The organism is Amycolatopsis sp. DG1A-15b (genome assembly GCF_030285645.1).
Taxonomy (GTDB): domain Bacteria; phylum Actinomycetota; class Actinomycetes; order Mycobacteriales; family Pseudonocardiaceae; genus Amycolatopsis.
The window spans coordinates 4,391,375-4,412,292 of sequence record NZ_CP127296.1 but is presented as its reverse complement, the minus strand read 5'-3'; the positions used below and the strand labels follow the sequence as shown (position 1 = coordinate 4,412,292).

17 protein-coding genes and 1 pseudogene are annotated in these 20,918 nt (G+C 65.1%); 5 read left to right on the top strand and 13 right to left on the bottom strand.

Features of this window, described 5'->3' with window-relative positions:
* Window positions 1–98 precede the first annotated feature (98 nt).
* From QRY02_RS19950 to QRY02_RS19910, 9 genes and pseudogenes are all read right to left on the bottom strand, one after another.
* Window positions 99–980 carry an IS3 family transposase gene (locus QRY02_RS19950; protein ID WP_285993038.1) on the bottom strand — a complete coding sequence of 294 codons (882 nt, stop codon included), beginning with the start codon at window positions 978–980 and terminating at the stop codon, window positions 99–101.
* Entirely contained in the window at window positions 977–1,282 is a 306-nt protein-coding gene (locus QRY02_RS19945) for a transposase (protein ID WP_502874219.1), read from the bottom strand. The genes QRY02_RS19950 and QRY02_RS19945 overlap by 4 nt, the downstream gene beginning before the upstream one ends.
* A 422-nt stretch (window positions 1,283–1,704) precedes the next feature.
* Window positions 1,705–1,884: pseudogene (locus QRY02_RS19940) on the bottom strand (IS5/IS1182 family transposase); the annotation flags it as partial.
* Between the two features lie 33 nt (window positions 1,885–1,917).
* Window positions 1,918–3,339 carry a lipase family alpha/beta hydrolase gene (locus QRY02_RS19935; RefSeq protein ID WP_285993037.1) on the bottom strand — a complete coding sequence of 474 codons (1,422 nt, stop codon included), beginning with the start codon at window positions 3,337–3,339 and terminating at the stop codon, window positions 1,918–1,920.
* Between the two features lies 1 nt (window position 3,340).
* Complete coding sequence (locus QRY02_RS19930; protein WP_285993036.1) at window positions 3,341–6,985, bottom strand: tetratricopeptide repeat protein; 3,645 nt, start codon at window positions 6,983–6,985, stop codon at window positions 3,341–3,343.
* An 803-nt stretch (window positions 6,986–7,788) separates the two neighbouring features.
* Window positions 7,789–9,147, bottom strand: a complete 1,359-nt coding sequence (locus QRY02_RS19925; RefSeq protein ID WP_285993035.1) for a hypothetical protein — start codon at window positions 9,145–9,147, stop codon at window positions 7,789–7,791.
* A 291-nt stretch (window positions 9,148–9,438) separates the two neighbouring features.
* Window positions 9,439–10,161 carry a hypothetical protein gene (locus tag QRY02_RS19920; RefSeq protein ID WP_285993034.1) on the bottom strand — a complete coding sequence of 241 codons (723 nt, stop codon included), beginning with the start codon at window positions 10,159–10,161 and terminating at the stop codon, window positions 9,439–9,441.
* Between the two features lie 102 nt (window positions 10,162–10,263).
* Window positions 10,264–10,743 (bottom strand): hypothetical protein, encoded by a 480-nt coding sequence (locus QRY02_RS19915; RefSeq protein WP_285993033.1) that lies wholly within the window; start codon window positions 10,741–10,743, stop codon window positions 10,264–10,266.
* A gap of 129 nt (window positions 10,744–10,872) precedes the next feature.
* A complete protein-coding gene (locus QRY02_RS19910; RefSeq protein WP_285993032.1) occupies window positions 10,873–11,412 on the bottom strand; it encodes a hypothetical protein in 540 nt (179 codons plus the stop codon).
* A gap of 371 nt (window positions 11,413–11,783) precedes the next feature.
* Between QRY02_RS19910 and QRY02_RS19905 the strand changes: the two genes are divergently transcribed.
* The 3 genes from QRY02_RS19905 (at window position 11,784) to QRY02_RS19895 (ending at window position 17,262) form a co-directional block, all read left to right on the top strand.
* Window positions 11,784–12,317, top strand: coding sequence for a hypothetical protein (locus tag QRY02_RS19905; protein WP_285993031.1), 534 nt, complete (start codon window positions 11,784–11,786; stop codon window positions 12,315–12,317).
* Between the two features lie 27 nt (window positions 12,318–12,344).
* Entirely contained in the window at window positions 12,345–12,992 is a 648-nt protein-coding gene (locus QRY02_RS19900) for a hypothetical protein (RefSeq protein WP_285993030.1), read from the top strand.
* Window positions 12,993–13,392: 400 nt separating this feature from the next.
* Window positions 13,393–17,262: a hypothetical protein gene (locus QRY02_RS19895; protein ID WP_285993029.1), complete on the top strand. Its 3,870-nt coding sequence runs from the start codon at window positions 13,393–13,395 to the stop codon at window positions 17,260–17,262.
* A 258-nt stretch (window positions 17,263–17,520) separates the two neighbouring features.
* Here QRY02_RS19895 and QRY02_RS19890 read toward each other — a convergent pair.
* From QRY02_RS19890 to QRY02_RS19875, 4 genes are all read right to left on the bottom strand, one after another.
* Window positions 17,521–18,338 (bottom strand): IS5 family transposase gene (locus QRY02_RS19890; RefSeq protein WP_285993028.1). Its coding sequence is split into 2 segments (ribosomal slippage): window positions 17,521–17,996 and window positions 17,996–18,338, totalling 819 coding nucleotides; the frame shifts between segments, so codons are not numbered across the junction.
* A 48-nt stretch (window positions 18,339–18,386) separates the two neighbouring features.
* Window positions 18,387–18,926, bottom strand: a complete 540-nt coding sequence (locus QRY02_RS19885) for a GNAT family N-acetyltransferase (protein ID WP_285993027.1) — start codon at window positions 18,924–18,926, stop codon at window positions 18,387–18,389.
* Between the two features lie 227 nt (window positions 18,927–19,153).
* Window positions 19,154–19,375, bottom strand: coding sequence for an HAD hydrolase-like protein (locus tag QRY02_RS19880; RefSeq protein ID WP_285993026.1), 222 nt, complete (start codon window positions 19,373–19,375; stop codon window positions 19,154–19,156).
* Window positions 19,376–19,532: 157 nt separating this feature from the next.
* Window positions 19,533–19,766, bottom strand: a complete 234-nt coding sequence (locus QRY02_RS19875; protein WP_285993025.1) for a hypothetical protein — start codon at window positions 19,764–19,766, stop codon at window positions 19,533–19,535.
* Window positions 19,767–19,993: 227 nt separating this feature from the next.
* Here QRY02_RS19875 and QRY02_RS19870 point away from each other — a divergent pair, with 227 nt between their 5' ends.
* Together QRY02_RS19870 and QRY02_RS19865 are read left to right on the top strand one after the other, a co-directional pair.
* The gene (locus tag QRY02_RS19870; RefSeq protein WP_285993024.1) at window positions 19,994–20,350 is read left to right on the top strand and encodes a helix-turn-helix domain-containing protein; all 357 of its coding nucleotides are present in this window, start codon (window positions 19,994–19,996) and stop codon (window positions 20,348–20,350) included.
* 112 nt (window positions 20,351–20,462) lie between these two features.
* Window positions 20,463–20,720 carry a hypothetical protein gene (locus QRY02_RS19865; RefSeq protein ID WP_285993023.1) on the top strand — a complete coding sequence of 86 codons (258 nt, stop codon included), beginning with the start codon at window positions 20,463–20,465 and terminating at the stop codon, window positions 20,718–20,720.
* Window positions 20,721–20,918 lie beyond the last annotated feature (198 nt).

Sequence of the window (20,918 nt, the reverse complement as noted above, 5' to 3'; positions counted from 1 at the left end):
CTGTCCTGAGCAACCCAGCACGAGTGCGTCGGGGTTGCGGAACCTGCGTTCGCATCTGGGGTTGACCCGTTTTGACGGACAGGGTCGTTGAGTTGTGGTCAGGCTACTTGACGCGTGGCTGTTTCGTAGCTGGCGGGGCTGAGGTAGCCGAGTCTGGAGTGCAGGCGTCGGGTGTTGTACCAGCCTTCGATGTACTCGAAGATCGCTTTGTGCGCGGTGGTGCGGGTGGGCCAGCCCTGCCGGTCGAGCAGTTCGGCTTTGATGGTCGCGAAGAAGGATTCGGCGACCGCGTTGTCCCAACACTGTCCCTTGCGTCCCACCGATAGTCGGACGCCGGCGTCGTCGGCGAGAGCACCGAAGTGGGCGGAGGTGTACTGGCAGCCGCGATCGGAGTGGAAGATCACTCCGGGCTCGGGGCGGCGCCGGGTGAGAGCGTTGCGCAGGGCATCGGCGACCAGGTCGGTGCGCAGGTGGTCCGCGATGGCCCAGCCGACGACGCGGCGGGAGTCCAGGTCGATGACGGTGGCCAGATACAGCCAGCCTTCCCAGGTGTGGATGTAGGTGATGTCCCCGCACCAGCGGGTGTTGATATTCGTGGCGGTGCAGGAGAAATCCCGCTTGATCAGGTCAGCGGGCATGGCCGCTGCCGGGTCGGGAGTGGTTGTGGTCCGCCACCGTTTCGGGGTCCTTCCCGTCAAGCCCGCGGTGCGCAGGAGCCGGGCGATCCGCTTGCGGGAGTGCCGCCGGCCGCGGGCGCGGAGTTCGGCGTGGACCCGGGGTGTTCCGTAGGTGCCGTTCGACTCATCGTGAATCGCGACGATCTCCTCAGCCAGCTCCGCGTCATCGCGTTCATGCTGGGAGGGGGTGGCGGCGCGGTGGGTGTAGTAGGCGGCTCGGGAGACCTTGAGCAGTTCGCAGGCACGTTTGACGTTGCCGCTATCGCTGGCGTTCTCCGCCCCGATGAACGGGTACACGTTCACCGGGTCTCCTTCGCGAAGAAAGCCGTCGCTCGTTTGAGGATCTCCACGTCCTCGGACAGGCGGCGGTTCTCCCGCCGCAGCCGGGCCAGCTCGGCCCGTTCGTCACTGGTCAGCCCGCCGTCGGTGCGGGTCCCGGCGTCGCGTTCGGCCTGCTTGACCCACTCGCGCACGCCGGTCTCGGTCAGGTCGAAGTCCTTCGCGATCTGACCGATCGAGCGGTCGCCTCGCTGGCACAGCTCGACGATCTCGGCCTTGAACTCCGGCGTGAACGAACGACGAGGCCGAGGCTTCTTCCTGCCCATGGTCTCCATGATGGAACATCCTTCCCGAGGGCGTCAGCCCTGATCTTGGATGTCCGTCAAAACGGGTCAGGCCCAGGGACGACACTTGCTGACCTGCGAGGTCATCAGCTGTAACAGTGTTTTCGTTTACTCCCGTCTCGACCGCTCGACGCTGGGTTCGAGCTGTGCATGGCTGGCGGTCGGCGGACAGCGAAGGATCCCATGGGTGGCCGGTTATCGTCCCCGCTTAGGGTACGGGGTGTCCGGGTGGTGATGGGGTGGTCGGTCTTGCGGTCGCACTGTGCGCTGTATGTGGACGCCGGTTATCTGTTGGCCGGGGCGGCGACGCGGGTCACCGGTACGTCGCTTCGGGGTGGTATGGAGCTCGATCATGAACGGCTGCCTCGTAACTCGTGGTGTTGTTGGTGGGTCTGGTGTTGCGGTCAGTCGGCGAGGAGGATGTTGTGCAGATGCGCGATGCCGGACACCGTGTCGGCGAGGGTGCTGCCGGTCCGGTGGTAGTCGCGGAGGATCTTGAAGTTCTTCATCCGGGACAGGACGTGCTCGACGCGAGCGCGGATCGTGCGGTGGGTGGCGTTGAGGTCCTCCTTCCAGTCCGCGACACGCTGTTCTGTTGGTGGTGAGGTTCGGTTGGCCTACAGGATGCGGACGCGGGTGAAAGCTGCGAAGTCGCCAGCTGACACAGCTGCGTCGAGCGCGTCCAGTGTCGCTTCCTCGACGCTTGCCATGTTCAGGTAGCCAGGATCGTCGCCGACGGGCGTAATGCCGCCGGAGGAGAGGACTGGCGTGATGCTCTCGGCGGGGTCGGAGAGATGTGAGCTGTCCAGCGCCTCCTCCGGACTCCGCGCAAGCTGCATTGGTTGTCCGCGTAAAAAACGGAACACGTCCTGGTAGACAGCCGGAACGGTGGGCATGCGTCCGTGCTCTGCCGCGACGTATCGGATCTCGACATCATCGAGCGCCGCCGACGCGAGCGGTACTCGGCCGTCGCCCTCGCGATGAACATTCCCGGGTTCGCGGTGGGTGACCCGGTCCATGTGCCGCCAGTGCCACCCAAACCCCGATTTATACGCGAGGCGGAACAGGGTCCGCTGACCCACGCCGGCAATGATCGCAATGCGTTCTCGGTGTTCCGCATCCAGGCTGCGGTGCCATGAGTCGAGGTCGCGGTGTAGCTGGCCGGTGTCGTCAAGGGCGGCTTGCAGTGCCGCCTGGTCGACGGGGTCTAGGGCAAGCCGCCAAGCGCCGGCATCGTAAATGTCAAAGTTGGCGCACGGATGGTTGTCCGGAGTAGCCCCCGGATAGATGCCGGAAGGGGCCGGCAACAGGTTCAGCACGCCGCGTAACGATCGGAACGCGGAACGGTCGAGGTATCGGCCGAGCAGCGCGAGGGACTCAAAGCCCCACAGGTGGTTCTTCAGATAGCCCGCGATAGCGGGCGACCCATAGTTAGGCGTTCCGATGAGGACCACGCGACCGACGCGATTCCACAGTTCCGGGTAGGTCATCAAGGTAGTTCGCGTCAGCAAGCCTCCCATACTGTGCGCGGCCAAGTGGACCGGCTTACCTGTCTCTTCGGACGTTCCGACGATGGCGTCATGGAGTTGTCGAGCACTCTCACGCAACGACTTCCGCCAATCGTAAGGAACTGCCTGGTGAACGAAGTCGCCGCTGCGGTATGCGGCCGCGAAGAAACCTTCATACGCTCCCATCACGCCGACCGCTTCGATGCGCGCCCTGGGATCGTGGTCGGATACGCCGTTGGCGGAAAGCCGCAAATCGCGTATGTGATGACGGTTCAGAATATCGAGCCACCAGATACCGCCAAGGCCAGCGCTGTTGAGCGAGCTACCCATGACGCCGGGGAGGAAGAGCAGGTTGACGGATTCGTTCCCGGCCAGGTGGCCGCCGTCGAACCCCACCGCGAGCCGCCGGTATTCCTCGAGCGCGTCTGCACCGAAATACTCCCGGAGGACCACAGCGCTCGAACTATCGTTCACCATCGCCAGACGCTCTGTGAAACCCGCTGTCAGAAAACGTTCGATGACCGTCGGCATGTCAGTGCTCCTTTCGCAGCTTCGACAGAGCCGCGACAGCGGTGTCGCTCGCGAAGTAGAGGTGGTAGTCGTTCACGTAGCTGTAGAAGAGTCCGCCCACGATGCCGTACTCACTCCAGAAGAAACGCCTCGCCTGGGCGAGCGCCTCTCCTGCTGGAGTAGGCTTGCCGTGTTCAGCATAGAGAAAGTGGAAAAAGACCGCAGCAAACCGGGCGGCGAAGGTAATCGGAACTTTGCATTCGGTACCGATGAAGGCGCTGCAACCGCGCAGGAAGAACCGTTCCTCCAGTTCATTCGGGACGTACGGGGAGCCCGCCGACGTGCCGCAAGCGTTCGCGAAGACCAGCGGACGATCCGGTATGGTCGCGACTCCGATTTCGCTCAGTGTCACCGTGTCATCTTCGGGAGAGCCGTTACCGAACCGGAATCCGGGGCCATCTTGGTCGCCGGCCATGGATCGGCAGTAGATATACAAGACGCCGACCGGATTCGGCGCCGGGCTGTCGAGGAACCGGACGACCTGCGGTTTGCCGGGCGAGCCGGTGGGCAGAACGTAGGGCGCCCACTGCCTGAGTTCGTCGAGATGACGTTCTGTTTCCGCTGCCACGGGATCGTCGCCGCGGGAGCCCCAATACATCAGATGGGCACGGACGAAACTGTCCTGGGAACCGAGGGACCGGTTGAGAAGCGGCATCGGGTGGGACACGTACCGCACCCGCAGCCGGATGCCGAGGAAATTTTCGGGATCGATCGGTTCTCCTGCCGCCGGAGGTGGTTCCCGATACATCAACGCCCACGGCACGTGCGCGACATGTTGACCGGTCGGGAACCAGGTGAGGGAAAGCATGTCGCCCGGACTCAGGGCATCTATGGCCTTCCGTGCCTCACTTCCGGCTTCGAACAGTGCTTGATACAGTACATGTCCCTCTTGCGCCAGGCGGCGCAGAGCCGGGCAGGTCGCCACCATCGACCACCGGTCGTCCGGAATGTCCTGCCCTGCCCAGTCCGAGCTCGGCTGAAACGACGCCAGACGCGCAGCGAGTTCGCCCGGGTCGATGCCGTTGAAGTATTCCTGCTGCGCCAGCCGTAACCGATCCAGCGCGTCTCGAACACGCTGGATCTGGCCTTCGACAAGCGAGCAATTGGGAGCCCAACTGACCGTGGCCTCGGCACCGAGCTCCTGGCATGACAGATGAGCTTGAGGTGGTTGAAGCGTGAGGTTGAGACGGGTCGCGGGAGCCTGCCAGTCCGCGGAGGGTTCCGGCGCGACGTGTCGTAGAGCTGGACCGTGGAAAATCGTGGTAGTGATTGCCCGCCGCTGATCCGGCACAAGTGTGGTGCTCGGGGTGGGGACCGGTGGTGTCGCCGAGGACGTCGGCGCCGGAGGCGACACCGCGAGGTCGACTTTCAACCAGCGGTAGAGGTCTCCCGCGATGCTCACGGCCACTTCTATCCGCGCCAGGCCCTCGTGTAGCGGCACGATAGCAATTCGCCGTTCCTGAGAATTGCCGCGCGTCGGAACGGTGAGATCGAACGAGGCCATCCACTGCGCGGTGCCGCCGCTATCTGCCGTGCTCACCTGGATACCGGAAGCGTCGTTCGAATCAGCCGAGAGCACGACATCGGTGGAGGAGATCACCCAGTTGGTATCCAGACCATCGTCCGGGATTGCATCCCGGGGAATCTCCCGGGCTCCCTCGGCGACGTTCCCCGGATGCGGTATGCCGACCCGGAATACCAGTGTGTACCTCTGCCGAGCGATAAGTGGGAGAGTGGGATTGCCCTCTCTTTCGCTGACCCAGATGTTGATAATTTGCGGATCATCGTCGTCGCCAGGTTCATTCAGGTCGCTCGCGGGCGGGTCTGGTGGGGGCCCAGGTGGTTCGTCCGGGCCGTCAGAGGTTCCGGTGCCCGCGGCACTGCCTTCCGACCTGGTGAACGCCTCGCGGAGACGACTGAAGACCGGCTTTCCCGAATGCTCGTCCGAGGCCACGGCGCGCAGTAACAGCTCGTCGACCTGCGTCGCGCCGATCTCGTCTGGGGCCTCCCTGAGCATGGATAGGAGGGGAGCGAAATGCCGACGTTGAGGTCCTCCAATGTTCTCTGCTTGTTCGACGTATGCGACTGCCTCGTCCGATTCACCCCTGGCAGCGGCCAGAAGGCCAAGGACACCGAGCGTGATAGCAGCATTTTCTTGGTCGCCAGTGCGCAATAACAGTTGTATGGCATTTCGGAGATGGCGGTCGGCGCTGAAGAAGTCTCGCTGGCGGTAGGTAACGCCACCCAGTAGTTGGAGAATGACTGCCAGCTCATAGGTATTCTCTGTTTCTTCGTAGAAAAGGAGGGCCTGCTCGTAGTAGGCCTGCGCTTGGGCGTATCGCTGCGTCTGCTCGGCCACCATCCCGAGAAGCTGAAGACTCTGCGCCTGGCGCTCCTCGTTGTTGTCCTGCTCGTAAAGGACCACGGCCTCGGTCGTATAGGGGATAGCGTGTTCGAAATCGCCCTGTCGGTAGGCCAACAGTCCCAGCTGGTAACAATTGTCAGCACTTCGGGGAAGGTCGCCGAGTCGGCTGGAAATTTCCCGAGCGCTCAGGAAATGTTGCCGTGCATCGTCATGGTCTCCGAGATTTTCAGATGTGCTGCCGAGAAGGGCGTGAACGTCGGCGACGCCGCTGGACTCACCGATCTCCTCGAAGACGCTCAGTGCGAGGCGCGCCTCGCGACGGGTGGCGGCGAAGTCGCCTTGGATAAAGTTGACCCGGCCCAGTTTCAGGTAACAGATGGCGGCCATCTCGGCCCAGCCACCCAAGCTGCGGCACAGGTCCAGGGTTCGGCGATAATGACTTTCAGCGTTGTCGGTATCGCCCTTGCGAAAAGCGATGTCACCCAGAGAAGAAGTTGCGATTGCGACCCCTGCAAGATTGCCCGCAGACTGGAACGATGTGGCCGCGGCTTCGAGTAATTCCTCGGCACGGCGGTCGCCAATTCGCTGGGCGCTCACACCAATCTCGTACAGCAGGCCCGACTGGTCTAGTGGGTCGAGCCAGACTCTGTCCTCGACTTCGGTGAGGAACTGCACGACGTGTTCGCTCGGCGCGACGCGAAGCGTGGATCCGGCGTCAGCCGCGCGATGCGGTGCGACGCCGAGCAGCACACCCATAACGAGACGCTCATCGGGGTGAATCACCGGTCCGCCGCTTGTCCCTGGTAGGGGCGCGAAATCCCAGGTCGACAGCCGCGCCTCTCTCAAGCCGCCGGCGACGCGAGCGCTGCGCCACCTGCAGTTGGCTCGCTCGAGTCGTCCCGCCGGGGATGCGATCAAGACATGGGCTCTGTGCTCTCGGTGGGAGAATTGGCTGGAGAGGAAACCTCTGACGGAGTCGGCTAGTGGCTCGCTGCAGCGCAGAAGAGCAAGATCCTGAGCGCCGTCGGCGGCTAGGATCACTGCCGGCTGTGGCCGGTCAACTCCGAACGGAGTTACTCGGACGCCGCTTTCAGGGTTCTCGAGTGCGAGCGGGCCTGCCACGTGCAGCGCGGTAAGGACGAGGCCGGGAGCCACCTGGAACCCGGTGCCGACGATGTTCTGTTGTTCATCGACGATGTGTCCCAAATAGCCCGGGATCTCGTTCATCGGTGTATCAGGCATGGAGCGCTCCGCTTCGGGTGGCGGCCAGGTGCAACAGTGTGGAGTTGGGTATCCCTGCAAGGCAGTCGGTGTGTCTTGTCTCGAGAAGTGACGGGCCGCCGACGCCTTCAAATCGGCCGTGGTGCCCGGCTACCCCTGCTCTGGCAGGAGGCGTTGCGATGAGGTGCGGCGATGTCATTTGAATCCTGTTTGCTCCACGCCACTGACTCCTGGTGGTCGTTTGCGGGCCGGTAGTTGGAACGCCCGCCCACAGATCGTCGAACCGGCACCCGAAACGTCGCCCAATGTGACGAACAACAAGCACGCCGTCGCGAACCACGTCCGGCCGACGTTGTCACGAGCACCCTGTACAGGCACTATTCGGATGGGGCCTGCGATGCCAAGTGTTTATAGGTGAGGTCGGCGGTCGGCCGGGATCCGTTACGACCGGCGGTGGGCCGGACCCGGTGGGCATCGGGTCGTGAACACTGCAGGCCAGGCCGGTCTGTCGGCTGCGCGCGGCGTAAGTCCGCTCTTCGGATGTGCGCATAGCCGCAGTCTGCAGAGTCAGCATTGGCGGCTCGGTAGAGCACGAGCATTCGTGCATCGGATCCGCTGTGCGAGTGCATCGCCGTTGCCGACGGGAAATACCGATCGTAGGCGCCGTGCACCACGACCGTCGGCGTTGGGAGCTGGGGTAGTCGCCCTCGCTTGGGCGGCTGGCCCTGAACTTGGTGTCAGGGGCCGGTGCTTGGGCGTCGCGGACGTACCAGATCGAACCCGCCGCCGAAGCCGTAGCGCCATTCGCGCGCCATGGCTCCGATTCAGATCCTTGACCCGCGCTTGCGGCCGGCTGACGGGTGGACGAGCTCGTTACCTTCTAGAGCTGCTAGGAGCGCGGGCCGGCAGGTGTCGGCGGAGATACCGTCACCGCACGGGGAGTTGCTGAAGCCGCGCCGCTGCGCGGCCGCGCTGAGGTCGTACTCGTGGTCGGTCGCCTTCGTGCGCGGGGCGTGGTCGAGTGCGGCTGTCCCGCGGCGGACGTGCTGGGTGAGGGCGGGGTAGCCGAGCGAGTGCGTGAGGTTGCGGAGGAACAGTTCGCAGGTCTCGTGCGTCACCTGGTAGCCGGGCTCTTCCAGCAGGAGTACGCCGCCCAAACCGTCGTCGTTGCTGGTGAAGGAGAGCCTGCACACAGCTGGTAGCTCGGCGACGGTCCAGTCGAGGTGGGCGATCTTCAGAGTCGCCGAGGGGCCTGTGCGAGCCAGAACGTCCAGCAGGTCGGTGTCGAGGCCGCTGCCGTGCCGCTTGAACAGTGCGAGCACTTTGCCTGGGTGGGCCAGCGCCATCGATTCGAGCATGAGCTGCCAGCGAGCGCCGGCGGCAAGCCAGGTCTCGTGAACTAGTTTCGAGATGTCACTTTCGTCGGCTGGACGGCCGCGCTGTGCGTAGGCGAGTTCTTTGTCGGCTACGGCCTGTGTCGCGGATTTGCAGGTGCTACCACCGGCGACGGACTCGAGCCACTCAGGCAGGGGGTCGCGGTTGACGGCGTAGTGCATGCCGAGGTTCGACGTGAGTCCGGCGGCGTCGAAGACGGTTACGGCTGCTCCCACGAACCGGTCGTAGTGCGGCTTGTGTCCTCTCGGAGTCCTGCCTCGCCGTACCCAGTCCGCCAGGACCATCACGCAGGCTCGCTCGCTGTCCACGCTGAGGTAGCGGTTCACGTCTTCGGCAAGACGGGAGCGCCTGTCGTGCTCCGGCCCGGAAATCGAGGCTAGTGGCTCCTCCGCCAGCAGCTTGTCCACGTTGCCGAATCCGCCGAGGTGGCGACCCAGTGCGGAAATCGGTAGATCGCCGCGCGCCCGCTTGTGCTCGGCTTCGCGCGTCTCGTTCGCGTAGTAAACGAGGTGGCGGGCGGCTTTCAGGTAGTCGGTGAGGGTTCCGGGAGGATCGCAGTGCAGTCCTTCGGGAAGTATCCGGTCTCCGAGCGTCCCGCTCGATGGCTGTGCGAACTCGTCGCTGCGTGCGCGCGACTTCAGGCTGGGGCAGTCTGGGTCGGCGTGCCACCGGGTGCCGGTCTTCGTCGCCCACACCCGCAGCATCGCCCCTGCCCACGGGCCCAGAGGGAGGTCTTCGACACTGAGTGCCGAGCGTGGATTGCCGTCTTCGGCGACAAGCTTCAGCATTCAACCACCTCGGTCGAGTTCAACAGTCCGGAGCGATATCGGAAATGTGACCCGGTTTCGTTACCGATGGTCACACGGTACGTCAGTGCCGGGCCGCCGCGTGCGCCTCGATCGTGGAGTAGGGGGCGGGCGCGGGGACGCAGAGCGAGGGATCACGAACGCGCGCGAGCGACGGAACGGACAGGTTCCGCAGAGCCCATCTCCGCCAACTGCCAATCGCACGTGCGCCCGCACCGTCGTCGACGATCCGGACCGGGGCAGCGGGGCTCGCACCGACCTCGGTCGTGCCGGTCACGGCTGGTCGGGTTCGGGGCCGGCTTGGATCTCGGCGAGCCGCCGCAATAGCAGGTTCGTCGCCTGTTCCATGAGCCCGGCGCGTTCGAGGCTGAGGGTGTCGAACTGGCCGTGGGCGGCGAGGTTGCGCATTCCGGCGCACGAGTCCAGGTCCTTGACATCTTGAGCGGTGATCAGCTTGGCGGTGCGTAGCGCGGCGGTGAGCTTGTTGATGCCCGGCCGGTCGGGGTAAGGGACATTCTGGGCGTCGGCGAGGGCCCGCAGCGCGATCTCCAGCGCTGCCCCGCACAGCATGATCGGTGCGGCCGGGTGGCCCTGCTTGTCCTCCAGCAGTTGCCGCACCTGGCCCATCAGGTCGATGCGGGTGCCGGTGATCTCGTTGAACGTCCGTTCGCCGACGACCTCAACGACGCCGCGGCGGACTTGCCGGCACCAGGCCTCAAGCAGATCACCCAACGCCCGGATTCCCGTCTCCCGCGACTTCCTCTCACCGTTATTGGAGTAGAGGTCGTCGGCCTGCTTGAGCCATTGGCTGTCGGGTCCCGCATACACGCGCAGGAACTCTCGAGCCTCGGTGGCGACCGCGATCAGACCGAACAACCCGCTTGGGTCTGTGGCTTTCCAGTAGCCGTCGCCGTACTCGCTCCGTTCCCACTTCATGCCGTCGCGGAGACGGCTGGCCAGTTCCTCGGCGTACTCAAGCAGTTGCTCCTTCTGCATTGCCGCAGGATGCCACGACACTCCGACAAGTTCTGGTGGCGCGCCGTCACCGTCACGGCGATGAGGCCATCCGGCTGGGTCGCTCACCGACAGGTTCGTTACTTAGAGTAGCCGCCCTTGGTGTTCTGCCGCTTCTGTCCGGACGGCCTCGAAGAACGCGGTGTCGATGTGATCGTCACGGTCTTCGTCGCTGTCTTCGGGTTCGTCGTCGGTGAAGTCTTCGAGGTCGTCATCGTCGTAGTCGGCGCACTCGCGGTAAAGCAGCCAGCTACCGCGGATCCCGTCGAGCAGGTCTTCTAGAAGGTCGTGTGCGGGACACATCGGGTCCAGCGGTGTGACGCGCGGCATCAGGCCAGCGAGCAGCTCTTCGTCGCCTGGGCCGAACCTCTGCGCCTTCTGCTTCGCCTCTTCGATCTGGTGCACCAGCGCATCGGGGTCGGCGAGTCTGCCTTCGGCTGCGGTCATCGCCGTTTTGTTCAGGTCGGTGACGACTTCCCGTGGTGTCTCGCCGGCGTCGAGTCGTTCCAGGACCAGGGTGGGTGTCTCGACGGCGAGGGATTCGATGTTGTCCGCTTCGAGCACTACCTGGATGGGGAGACAGTCCGCTGCTTCGGAGGCGACCTCCGCGGCGGCCTGCAGCCAGTGGGCCGCCGCGACCGCGGCCGCGGTGGGATCGACGTCCTGCAGAAGGCGCGTCGACCCGAGGGGGTGCTAGCGCAGCAGGTCGTTTGCGGCGCTGACCTGCACGGGGGAGGCATCTGCGCGTGTCAGAAGCACTGCCTGCTTTGCCCGGCCGGTCAGGTCGCCGCGCTCGGCTTGCTCGACCGCGGCGAGTTCGTCTTCGACGTCGGCGACCACGCGGTCGGTCAGAGCCTGATCAGCTAGTGCGTGGAGCGCGCGGCCGACGCGATGAGCGGCTTCCTCGACGAGGATGTAGGACTGCACGGTGCGGTCACCGCGGGGCAGGTTGGGGTTCCGCAACGACATGACCACGTCGGCGAAGGCTTCCCGTTCGCCTTGGGGGCGCCAGTCCTCGGTGTTCGGCTCCAGACTGTCGGCGGCGCTCGCCGGATGGGTGTAGGTGCGCCACATCTGACGCGACAGGCCGGTCAAGCAGAACGCCAAACCGATCGCGGCGTCACGCTCGGCGGACTTCGGCAGGTCGGCGAGGGTAGATGCGACGCAGCCGACGCCGGTGTCCCAGGTCGTGGTGAGAACACCACGTGCCCCGTCGTAGGCGTAGAGAGTCATAGCCGAATCCTGCCAGGTTCACCTGCACAGCGGGTATTGCCGCGTCGATAGGTGTGCGTGATCGTGGAAGATCGATGGGGTCGGCTTGCATGTCGCCTTGGTGCTCACGCGGCCACGCAGCGGCACGCGGCGTACTCACTGGCGAATGCCGTGAGCGGCGCGGAAGCAGGCCGAGGAGGCGCGAATACGGGCGTTCGTCGCAGATGCAGCCCAACGTCACGAGGTGAAGAATCCGGATCGACCACGGTCAGGCACGTGGAGCCAAACCAAACGTGGGGGTCGGCCTGCTCGGTCGTGCGCGGGTGTCGCTGTCGGTTCTGTCGGATCTGCGGCGTAGCGTTCCGGACGAGGTTCGTCGAGGAGGAGCCAGAATGAACGAGAGCGGGATCGACGAGGACGCCATCGCAAGGTTCGCGGAGGACCTGCAACGCGAGTTCGACAAGCATGGGCCGATCGTGATTCCAGTGGAGGCCGACATGTCAGGACTTCCGTCCCTTGGTCAAGGAGCCACGGTGAACAACTACAACGGGCCCGTGTTCAACGGAGGCGTCTCCGGCGCGCAGATCGCGTGGAACAACGACACCGTGACACAGAACCAGCAGAACGCCAGCAGCGACGTGGCCCTCGGCTATGAATCACTTGCCAAGCTGATCACTGATCTGCTGCAGCAGCTGCCACAAGTCGGCCTCGACGAGCAAGCCCGCCTCGACACCGAGGATGCCGCCAAAGAGGTGCTCAAGGAGATCACCGGTACCGAAGCGCCAGAACCGGGCCGGTTGCGCCGCGCCCTGACCGTGCTGCGCGGCGGACTCGCGCCGATCGCCACCGGCATCGTAAGCGGCTTGGCCGCCGGCGCCGAGGACTGGGCGAAGGCGGCGATCGCCGGGCTGACCGGTATCTGCTGAACACAAGACGCAGCCCCGGAGATCACAATGACGACCGAATTTGATGACCACTGTGACGCGCTGATCTTGCACCTTCACGAGACTGATTCATCAGTGGCGGACGATTTCCTGGCCGACCGTGGGTTCGACTTCGGCGACACACGCCAGCTGGTGCAAGACCTGGAGGAACGCGGCCTGGTGACTCCGACCTATGTCCTTGCCCAGACGCGCTGCACCCTGACTGGACGCGGCGTTCGTCGAGCACAGCAGCTGATCAAGGAACGGCCCAAGCGTCGCGCGACGACCCTGCGGTACCGAATGCTCCTGTGGCTGGAAGAACACCCCGAGACTGAGAACTGGGATGCCTTCTTGGCGAGCAGTCAGGCCCACTTCGAGGGCGCGGCATTTACCGAACCTCAGCTCAAACGCGAAGCCAAGTTCCTTTACGAAAGCGGGTACATAACCGCAGTCACGATCGATCAAGAGGTCGATGGCATGCTGTACCCGGACCTCACCGCGGCCGGACGGGACTTCTTCTACGAAGGTGGTGAGAGCTCTGGCGGTAGGTTCATCGCGAACACCTACTACGGGCCGGTGATAAACGGGCCAGTGACCGGCTCGCAGTTTGCCTGGGGCAACACCACGGCCAGCCAGGGGCAGCAATCTGCGCCCAGTGACCGCGGCGCGGACGCTTAAGCACTCGAACGAGCCGCAGACCGTCCACCTGCGTCGGGCGACGCTTGGCCGACCGTGTCGGGTTCTACCAGGACTTGCGTTGGACGAAAGAGCGGCGGGTGCGGTGCCCTCTCGGCGGGTGAACAATGCGTATGTCCGAGGGGCTGAGGGTGCAGCTGCTGGCCGCCCGAGTAGTAGCTTCCGGCGACGATGGGAGAGCGGCGACCGCGTGGCTCGAGGAGCGATGACGAAGAGAGCAAAGCGTACGAAGCGGACGCCGACTAACGCGGCGCCACCGCCTGCAGCCATGTCCGAGAGAGCGGCAAGCGAGGGCGGTGAGCCGCTGGCAAGCCCGCTCGAATGTCGATGGGCTGAGACTCGGTCTGGTGCGGTTGCCGGACGGGGCTACCACTATCAAGACTTGGTCGGCGCTTGGGTGGCGTTGCAGGTTCTGTCGGGCGGCATTGAGCCGGGGCGTGTCGTCGCTGAGGGTTTCGAGGACCTAACATGCGAGAGCAGCGCGCCGCAGCAGGTGCAGGTGAAGTCGCGGCAGGAACGCGTCGGCGACTTCCGGGTCGCGGAGGTCGCGCGGTTTGTAGTGCAGGCGTGGTTGCAGCGCTTGCTCCGTGTTCCGGCCGATGCCGCCGAGTCTGCGATCGTGGTCGTCGAACGCGCCGTCGAGGGATATGCCCCGCTTGACTGGGAGCGGCGTCTGATCAACGATGACGGGTGGAGCGAACTCGTCGCTGCTATTCGCCAGCGCGCGCAGAAAGCTGGCATCGCTGCCGATGTGGTAGATCTGCTCGTTGCCCGGACGACCGTCGTTGTGCTTCCGCAACAGCGGATTCTTCGTGACGCGGCGGAGTGCGTAGCTGCACGCACTGGTCTGCCGCTCGGAGCGACGGTGCCGGTGGTTCAGGCGTTACGCGCCGCGGTGGCTGAACATGCCGACCGCAACGCCGAGGTCGGTTTGGATGATCGCGCTGGGCTGAGCCGGACGGACATCGAGCGGATTGTCACGAGCACAGCGGCCCTGGTGGATCGCGATTCTCTGGTAGCGGCGGTGGCCAGCGGGTTGTGCGAGACTGTCGACTTCGATACGCCGCAGGTTGACCCAGGATTCTACAGCGGCACGGGCACGCAGCCTGGACACATCGCCGCCGGCCTGGTGACGCCCCGCCCAGCCGTGACGGACGAAGTCCTGGCCGGACTCGGCAGCGGCCGCAGTGTCCTGATCGCTGGACCGTCGGGTGTCGGCAAGTCTGCCGTTTTGTGGATGGCGGCCTACGTCGCGCGGCATGTCGTCTGGTACCGCGTGCATCGGCTGAGCAACGACAACGTTGAGCCGCTAATCCGCTTGGCCATCGCAGGCGGCGCCGGCCGTCATGGGCCGGTCGGGCTTATCGTCGATGGCGTCGGCACCGGTTCGCTTACTGCGTGGGACGAACTGCATCGACGCGTCGCCGCCACTCCGGGCGTGCTCTTGCTCGGGTCGGTGCGCGAGGAAGACACGTTACCGCTGCAGACCTTTGGCCAATGCGTCGTTGTGCGCCCGCGCCTCGATGAAGACCTGGCCGCCCGCATCCACAAGGGTCTGCTCAGCAGCGGTGTCACCACACAACCGCACTGGCAGGAGACGTACGAGCGCAGCGATGGTCTGACGCTGGAGTTCACGCATCTGTTGAGCCAGGGCCGGCGGCTCCGCGACGTCATCGGCGACCAGGTCCGCGACCGTGTACGCGATCACCGCATCGTCGAGCTGGCAGTCATCGCACCGGTCAGCGTCGCTCACCGATGGGGCGCCGGGCTTCCCGCCGCACGACTGGCAGAGGTGGTCAGCCCGTCGGCAGGTACGTTCAAGGAGGCGCTGACGAGGCTTGTCGACGAGCACTTGGTTGCCGTCGACGACGGTGTCGTGCGTGGTCTGCATCCGGTGCGTTCCGCCGCGCTCTGCGAGGCAGTGCACGAGGTGCCACCTCCGACGCTGCGCGACACCGTCCGCGACGTCATCGACTGGATCGGCGCCGACGACCTATGCTCGTTCGTGGCACGGGCCATCGCCGACAACACGGGACTTGCGCCCGTCGTGGTCGACTCGCTCCGCGGCCGCCTCGACCGATCACCTGGCGACCGGACGACGATCGCCGCCGCACTCGAAGGCCTACGTCTCGCCGACTTCACGCTCACGGCCAGGCGGTGGGTCGGGATTCTCGCCAAGCATGAGGTTCCGGTGCCGCATCGACCATTAAGCCTCGACCTCGCCATGATCGACAGCGAGCTTGTCGCTGGGTTGGACCCGCGGCTCATCGCCGCGACTGAGGAGATCCGACGTGACCGCGCGTCCAGTACGTCAGCACTGCGCGACCAGCTCCTAACCCACATCGGCGTGGATACGCTAAACGACCTGATCCACCAGGCCACCAGTGTATCCGAGGTCTCTGCCGTCCTATCACCCCTCGCGAACACCGGGGTGATCGTCGTGCCGCCGCCACCGGATGCACCGCTGCGCGCAGCGCTCCGTGACCTGCCCCTCGCCGATATCGGCGAGCTGATCGCCACCGCCGGATACGTCTCCCGAGCGACCGGCGAGGCGTTCCTCGACGCGGCCGGCGGCAGCAACACCATCATCGAACGACTCGTGCAGGACCATCCATGGCTGCTCGAACTTCGTGTCGTCGACATCGGCGACGAGCGTGTACTGCGTGGCCGCGTACTGCACGTTGCCGACCGTCACAGTCCGAACCCTGAGAAGGAAATCAAGGCACTCGCGGACCTCGGCCTGCGGTGCTTGCCGGATGTGGACCGGGCCGACCTGAGCACCGTTCTGGCGGGTGGCGTACCGCTGCGGGTCAACGACTATGAAATGGCCGTCAGCGGACTGATCCGGGAGTACGTGCACAGTGAAAGTGGAGTTGCCTGGAACCGGGAACGGTCGCGCTTCGCGCGTTCCCTGGTTGCCTCGACATCGACCACTGAGCGGCTGGTCGCTGGCCTGGCCGTCTTGGAAGGCGCCGCTAGCTTCCTCAGCAGCCTGACCGACGCCTTTGTGACGAACCGACTGGCCGGACAGCGGATGGACGCCCTCAATCGGCACCGCGAGAACCTGCTCCGAGACATCGACGCTCTCACCCCGGCGCGGGCAAGCGAGCCACTAGCGAACTCGGCCGATCAACCTGGCGGAATGCTGACGAGCGATCCCCTCCACGGCGCGGCCAACGGCATCGTCGGGAACCTCGCGTCCCGGCTCGACGCCCCGTCCGGATACGCTTCCGCTGCCGCTTTCGCCGGCGACACTATCGCCAGGCAGCTCGATGACGCCCGGCGCGAGCCGTGGGCACTGCTCGGTCTCGACCGGCCGCCGCCCGTGCTCGACCAGCTGGCGATCTTGCTCCATCAGTTCGCCACCGTCCTTATTGAACGAGCGGTCGGGGACACCAGGCCCGGCCAGATCGCTTCAGTCGCCCGGTCCGCGCCGCGCGGAAAGGCGCTCGTCCGCGCCAGCGAGCTGGTCAGCGCCAGGGCACGTCGACGATATGAAGAGACTTTGGCTGCTTTCACTGCCGAGGCGGCGGCTAAGAGACTCCATGTCGAGGTGATCTCACGGCCCAACCCTGACCTAGGAACCGTGACGTGGCCCCCAGTGGCTACAGCCGTGCTCGCACATCTGCGCGGACCGCACCTGGACGCGGTCATTGCGACGCTGACTGAGCTCCTGGCGCGGTTCACCCTGCCGGATTCGTCGCTGGTGATCATTCCGTTACAGAACGGTGTCCCGCTGCTGCGCTACACCTGCCTCTTGTTCGCCTCCGGCAGCGTCTACCCGAGCCCCGGCGAGGCCGAGCGATGGCTCGACCTGATTCCGCCGACCCGACCGATGCCCTGTTCAAGCGCCGTAGCCGACGCCGTCGAGGCGCTCAGGGAACTGTCGTCGCTGGGGTGGCTTCAGACGCAGCGCAGGATGGGACCAGCAGCGCAGGACGCAGTGAACGCGGCTGTCAGCCGATTCCGTCACACCGCAGCAAACCTGGAAGCGCTGCATCGCGATCAGATCACGGCTGGGCTCATCGAGGAGATCGAGGGGTTCGCCAACCGGGTGCAACATGAGATCGACGAGCACACTACCGAGGGCGTGTTTGCGGAAGCAATGGCTAGCGCGTTCACGGGCGATCCCAACGAAACCTTCGTCAACGTCTCGGGCCTGATATACATCGCCACACAATGGGACCTGGATCCGGCCAGTGCGGAAGCTGCTATCGCCCGTCTGGCGTCAGGTCAACAAGCACCTGAGTGACAGAATAAGGAAGTCAGTGCACGATGTTCTGGGTCTTTTTACTTGCGTCGACTTGCCGTCCGATCCCAGGCGGGTCCCCGGCGTGGTGTGCCGGCCCGTGTAGAAGCCCTGGCAAACCATGTGGCCGTCGGGGACGCCAGGCCAGTGGAGTGTGGCTTACCCGGGAACTATGCTTGTCGGCGTTGGAGGGGTGCCACGCGTCGAGGGGCGTTGGCATTTCCTGGCGGACATCGCGGCAGGAGCCGCTTAGAGCGTGTCTCATGTGGTGAGTTTGCGGAGTTTCTTGTAGCAGGTGAGGCTGGCGCCGAGGATGAGGAAGGCGAGGAAGTGTTCGGCTTTGCGTTCGTAGCGCAGGGTCAGGCGGCGGTATCCGGTGAACCAGGCCATGGTTCGTTCGATTACCCAGCGGTGTTTGCCGAGTTTGTCCTTGGATTCGATGCCTTTGCGGGCGATGCGGACCTTGATGCCGCGGTCGCGGACCCAGCGCCGCAGGTCGGGCTGGTCGTAGGCCTTGTCGGCGTGCAGCTTGGCCGGCCTGCGCCGCCGCGGACCGCGGCGCGACTTGATCGCCGGGATTGCCATCACCAGCGGTTTGAGGGCGTGGGAGTCGTGGGTGTTGGCAGCGGAGACGGCGACTGCGAGCGGCAGCCCGGCGCGGTCGGACAGGGCGTGGATCTTCGAGCCGGGCTTGCCGCGGTCCACCGGGCTGGGACCGGTCAGGGAGCCCCCTTTTTCGCGCGTACGCAGGCACCATCGACGATCGCGCGGCTCCAGTCGAGGAGACCCTGACTGCCGAGTTCGTCCAGCAGCGCGTGATGCAGCCGGCGCCACAGTCCGGCTTTGGTCCATTGGCTGAAGCGGCGGTGCGCGGTCTGGAACGGCACCCCGAACGACGGCGGCAGATCCCGCCACGCACACCCGCAGGTCAGTACGTACACGATCGCCGTGAACACCGCGCGAGCGTCCACCGGAGCGGTGCCACCGCCCTGCGGACGCGGCTCGAACACCGGGATCAACGGCTCCGCCAGCTCCCACAGCTCATCCGGCACCAACCGCAACGACAACCGATCAACCACACCAAGATCATCCCTCACGCAGCATCAATCACCACGTAAGACACGCTCTTAGACCTTTAGCCATTCGTGGCGTAGGATCGAGAAGAGGACCGAGTCCCGCCATGCTCCGTTGGTGAACACGTGATCACGTAGTACACCTTCGCGCGAGAAGCCTAGGCGCTTGGCCACAGCCTGTGATGCAAAGTTCTCCGGGCCGATTGCCGCCGTGATGCGGTGCCGGTCGAGCTGCCGGAAAGCGAAGTCGAGTATGGCGCTGACCGCGTCAGTCGCATAGCCGTTCCCCCAGTGATCCGCAGCGACCATGTAACCGAGCTTCGCCGCCTGCACGCCGGAGAACGCGATACGACAAGTGCCGATCAGTTCATCGTCACCGACACGCGTGATCGCCAAGTAGTATTCGGTCCTTGGTGTTTTTCTGGCGCGCTCTACCGCATCGTCGGCCGACTTCTGAGCAACTTCGCGACTGCGACTATCGAACGACATGAATTTTGTGACGCGGTCGTCGCCCACGATCTTGAAGAGGGCAGGGCCGTCCGAGCTTACGATCTCGCGCAGGGACGTCTTATTGCCCGAAAATGGCTTCAGCACTTGTAATGACTCCCTAGGATGTTGCAGCAGGTCGCCGACGACCGGACGACCGCTGCCGCTTCAGCAGGCAGGCTACGGCTTGGATCTGGCGGCCGCGCGAACCCGAGCCCATCCCTGCGGCCAATACGGCCACGCGCGAGCTCCGCGGCGGCAGCCTTGCCACGGCCACACAGTTCTATTCTCCCATGTCACAGCAAAGTGGTTCCCTGAGGGCGCATTGTTGCACGCTAGTGTGGGCGGACTTCAGGACGCGGAGGCGAAGCTAGTCGGAACTCTGACAGTGTAGGCGCCGCTCGAGTCGCTCGGGCGTGAAGCAACTCGGCTTCACTCGTCTTACCTGGGGCCACATCGATGACCCGCACGCCTGCGGGCAGCCCGACTCTGACGTCATTCGGCGTGTCCCCGATAAGCATAACCTGCTCGTGGTCGAAGCATGCGCCAGTTCTCACCTCCGCTCGTTGTCGTGCGATCTGGACCAGCGCCGAGCGCTCAGCGTGAGCGTCGCCGAAGGCGCTGCTGTCGAAGTCGAGGGGGCGGCGGGGCCGAACACCTCTAGTTTGATACGTGCCACATCACGCAGGTTGCCGATGAGGATCGCCTGGTGGATCAGGGGGTCGGCAGCGAATTTCTTGAGCGTTCCAGCGCACCGGGTAGAGCGCGTCGGGTGATGGCCAATCCGTCGCGGGCGTCCTCGTAACCCTGCATCAGGGCATCGGCCAGCTTCTGGACGGCCCGGTCGGTTGCTTCCAGCCCGTTGACCCTCAGCGACTCGGCCATGATGCCCAGTTCGGTTCGACCCGCGATGGTCGCCAGCTTGGCAAGCGGCTTGCCAGTCGCCACTGGAAACGCCCTGTCGTAGATCGCCCGCTGATGCCCCTTGTCTCGATGAGCGTGTGGTCGATATCCCACAGCACCAAGTCCGTGGGGCGGCGTCGAGCGTGGTCATGCCGTGAGTGTGCCAGCCGTGACGGATCAAGGCGACGCGATACCAGTCGACCTGCTCAGAAGCCTGACGAGGCGGCTCGAGATCGTGAACGACCAGTTGGCCGCGGACGGTTGGTGATCGCGTGCGGTTCTACCGCACGGCGGCCCGCCGAACGAAGACGGTCGTCGCCGGTCTTGCCGGCATTACGCCGGACTACCTCTATCAGATCGAGCGCGGCCAGAAACTGCCCACGATCCCGGTGCTTGCCCAGCTCGCCGGGCGACTTGCTGGCAACCGGCCGGCGGCGCCCATCTCGCATGCTTCTAGTGTCAAGGCCGGGTCGTCGGTGAGGTGGCTGAGCAGTGTCGGCAGGTCAAAGCCGCCCTGGTACGAGCCGCAGCGTCGGCTGCGTTCCGGCAGCCGGGTACCAGGCGCGCGGCCGGCGGTGGGGAGCCGGGCCGGAGCAGTGCGTTCGCTTCCTGGGCCGTCCAGATGCTGAAATCTGCCTGGCGCTGAGCGGCGTACCGGGTATCGCACAGGTGCAGTATTTGAGTGTGTTCAGCCGTGTGGAGCAGTGGTGCCACGTCCGATCTGCGTGCGGTGAGGCGTCGATGCTGACCGGCCGCTCGAACGGCAGCCGCGAGGCGGACATCTGCAAGCTCCTGGCCCAGCCGGCCCGCATCGGTTCCGGCGAGCATCTGGCCAGCAGCGGCGCGTCGACGGCCTTGGTGCCGACCGGGCGCAGCACTGCCGCGGCGATGGTGCGGATAGCGACGTCGCCGGCGATCATCGGATCGGCGCGGACCGGGACGCCGTCGGTGACCAGGACCATCACGTCGATCGGCGTGGAGTCGACCTGGACCTGCTAGCCCGGCCGGGACGCGAACGTTGTGGGCACCCTCCGGGTGCTTGACCGCGGCTCATCAGGCGCGCCCGCGTCCCGGTCGAGGCACCCGGCGTGGTCAAGCCCCAGTGGGGCTAGCACCGCTGGGGATCGGAAAGGCCGCCGCCGGCAGGACGGTGGACGTCATGGCCACCATGTTGACAACTAACCCGGGCTCACCTGG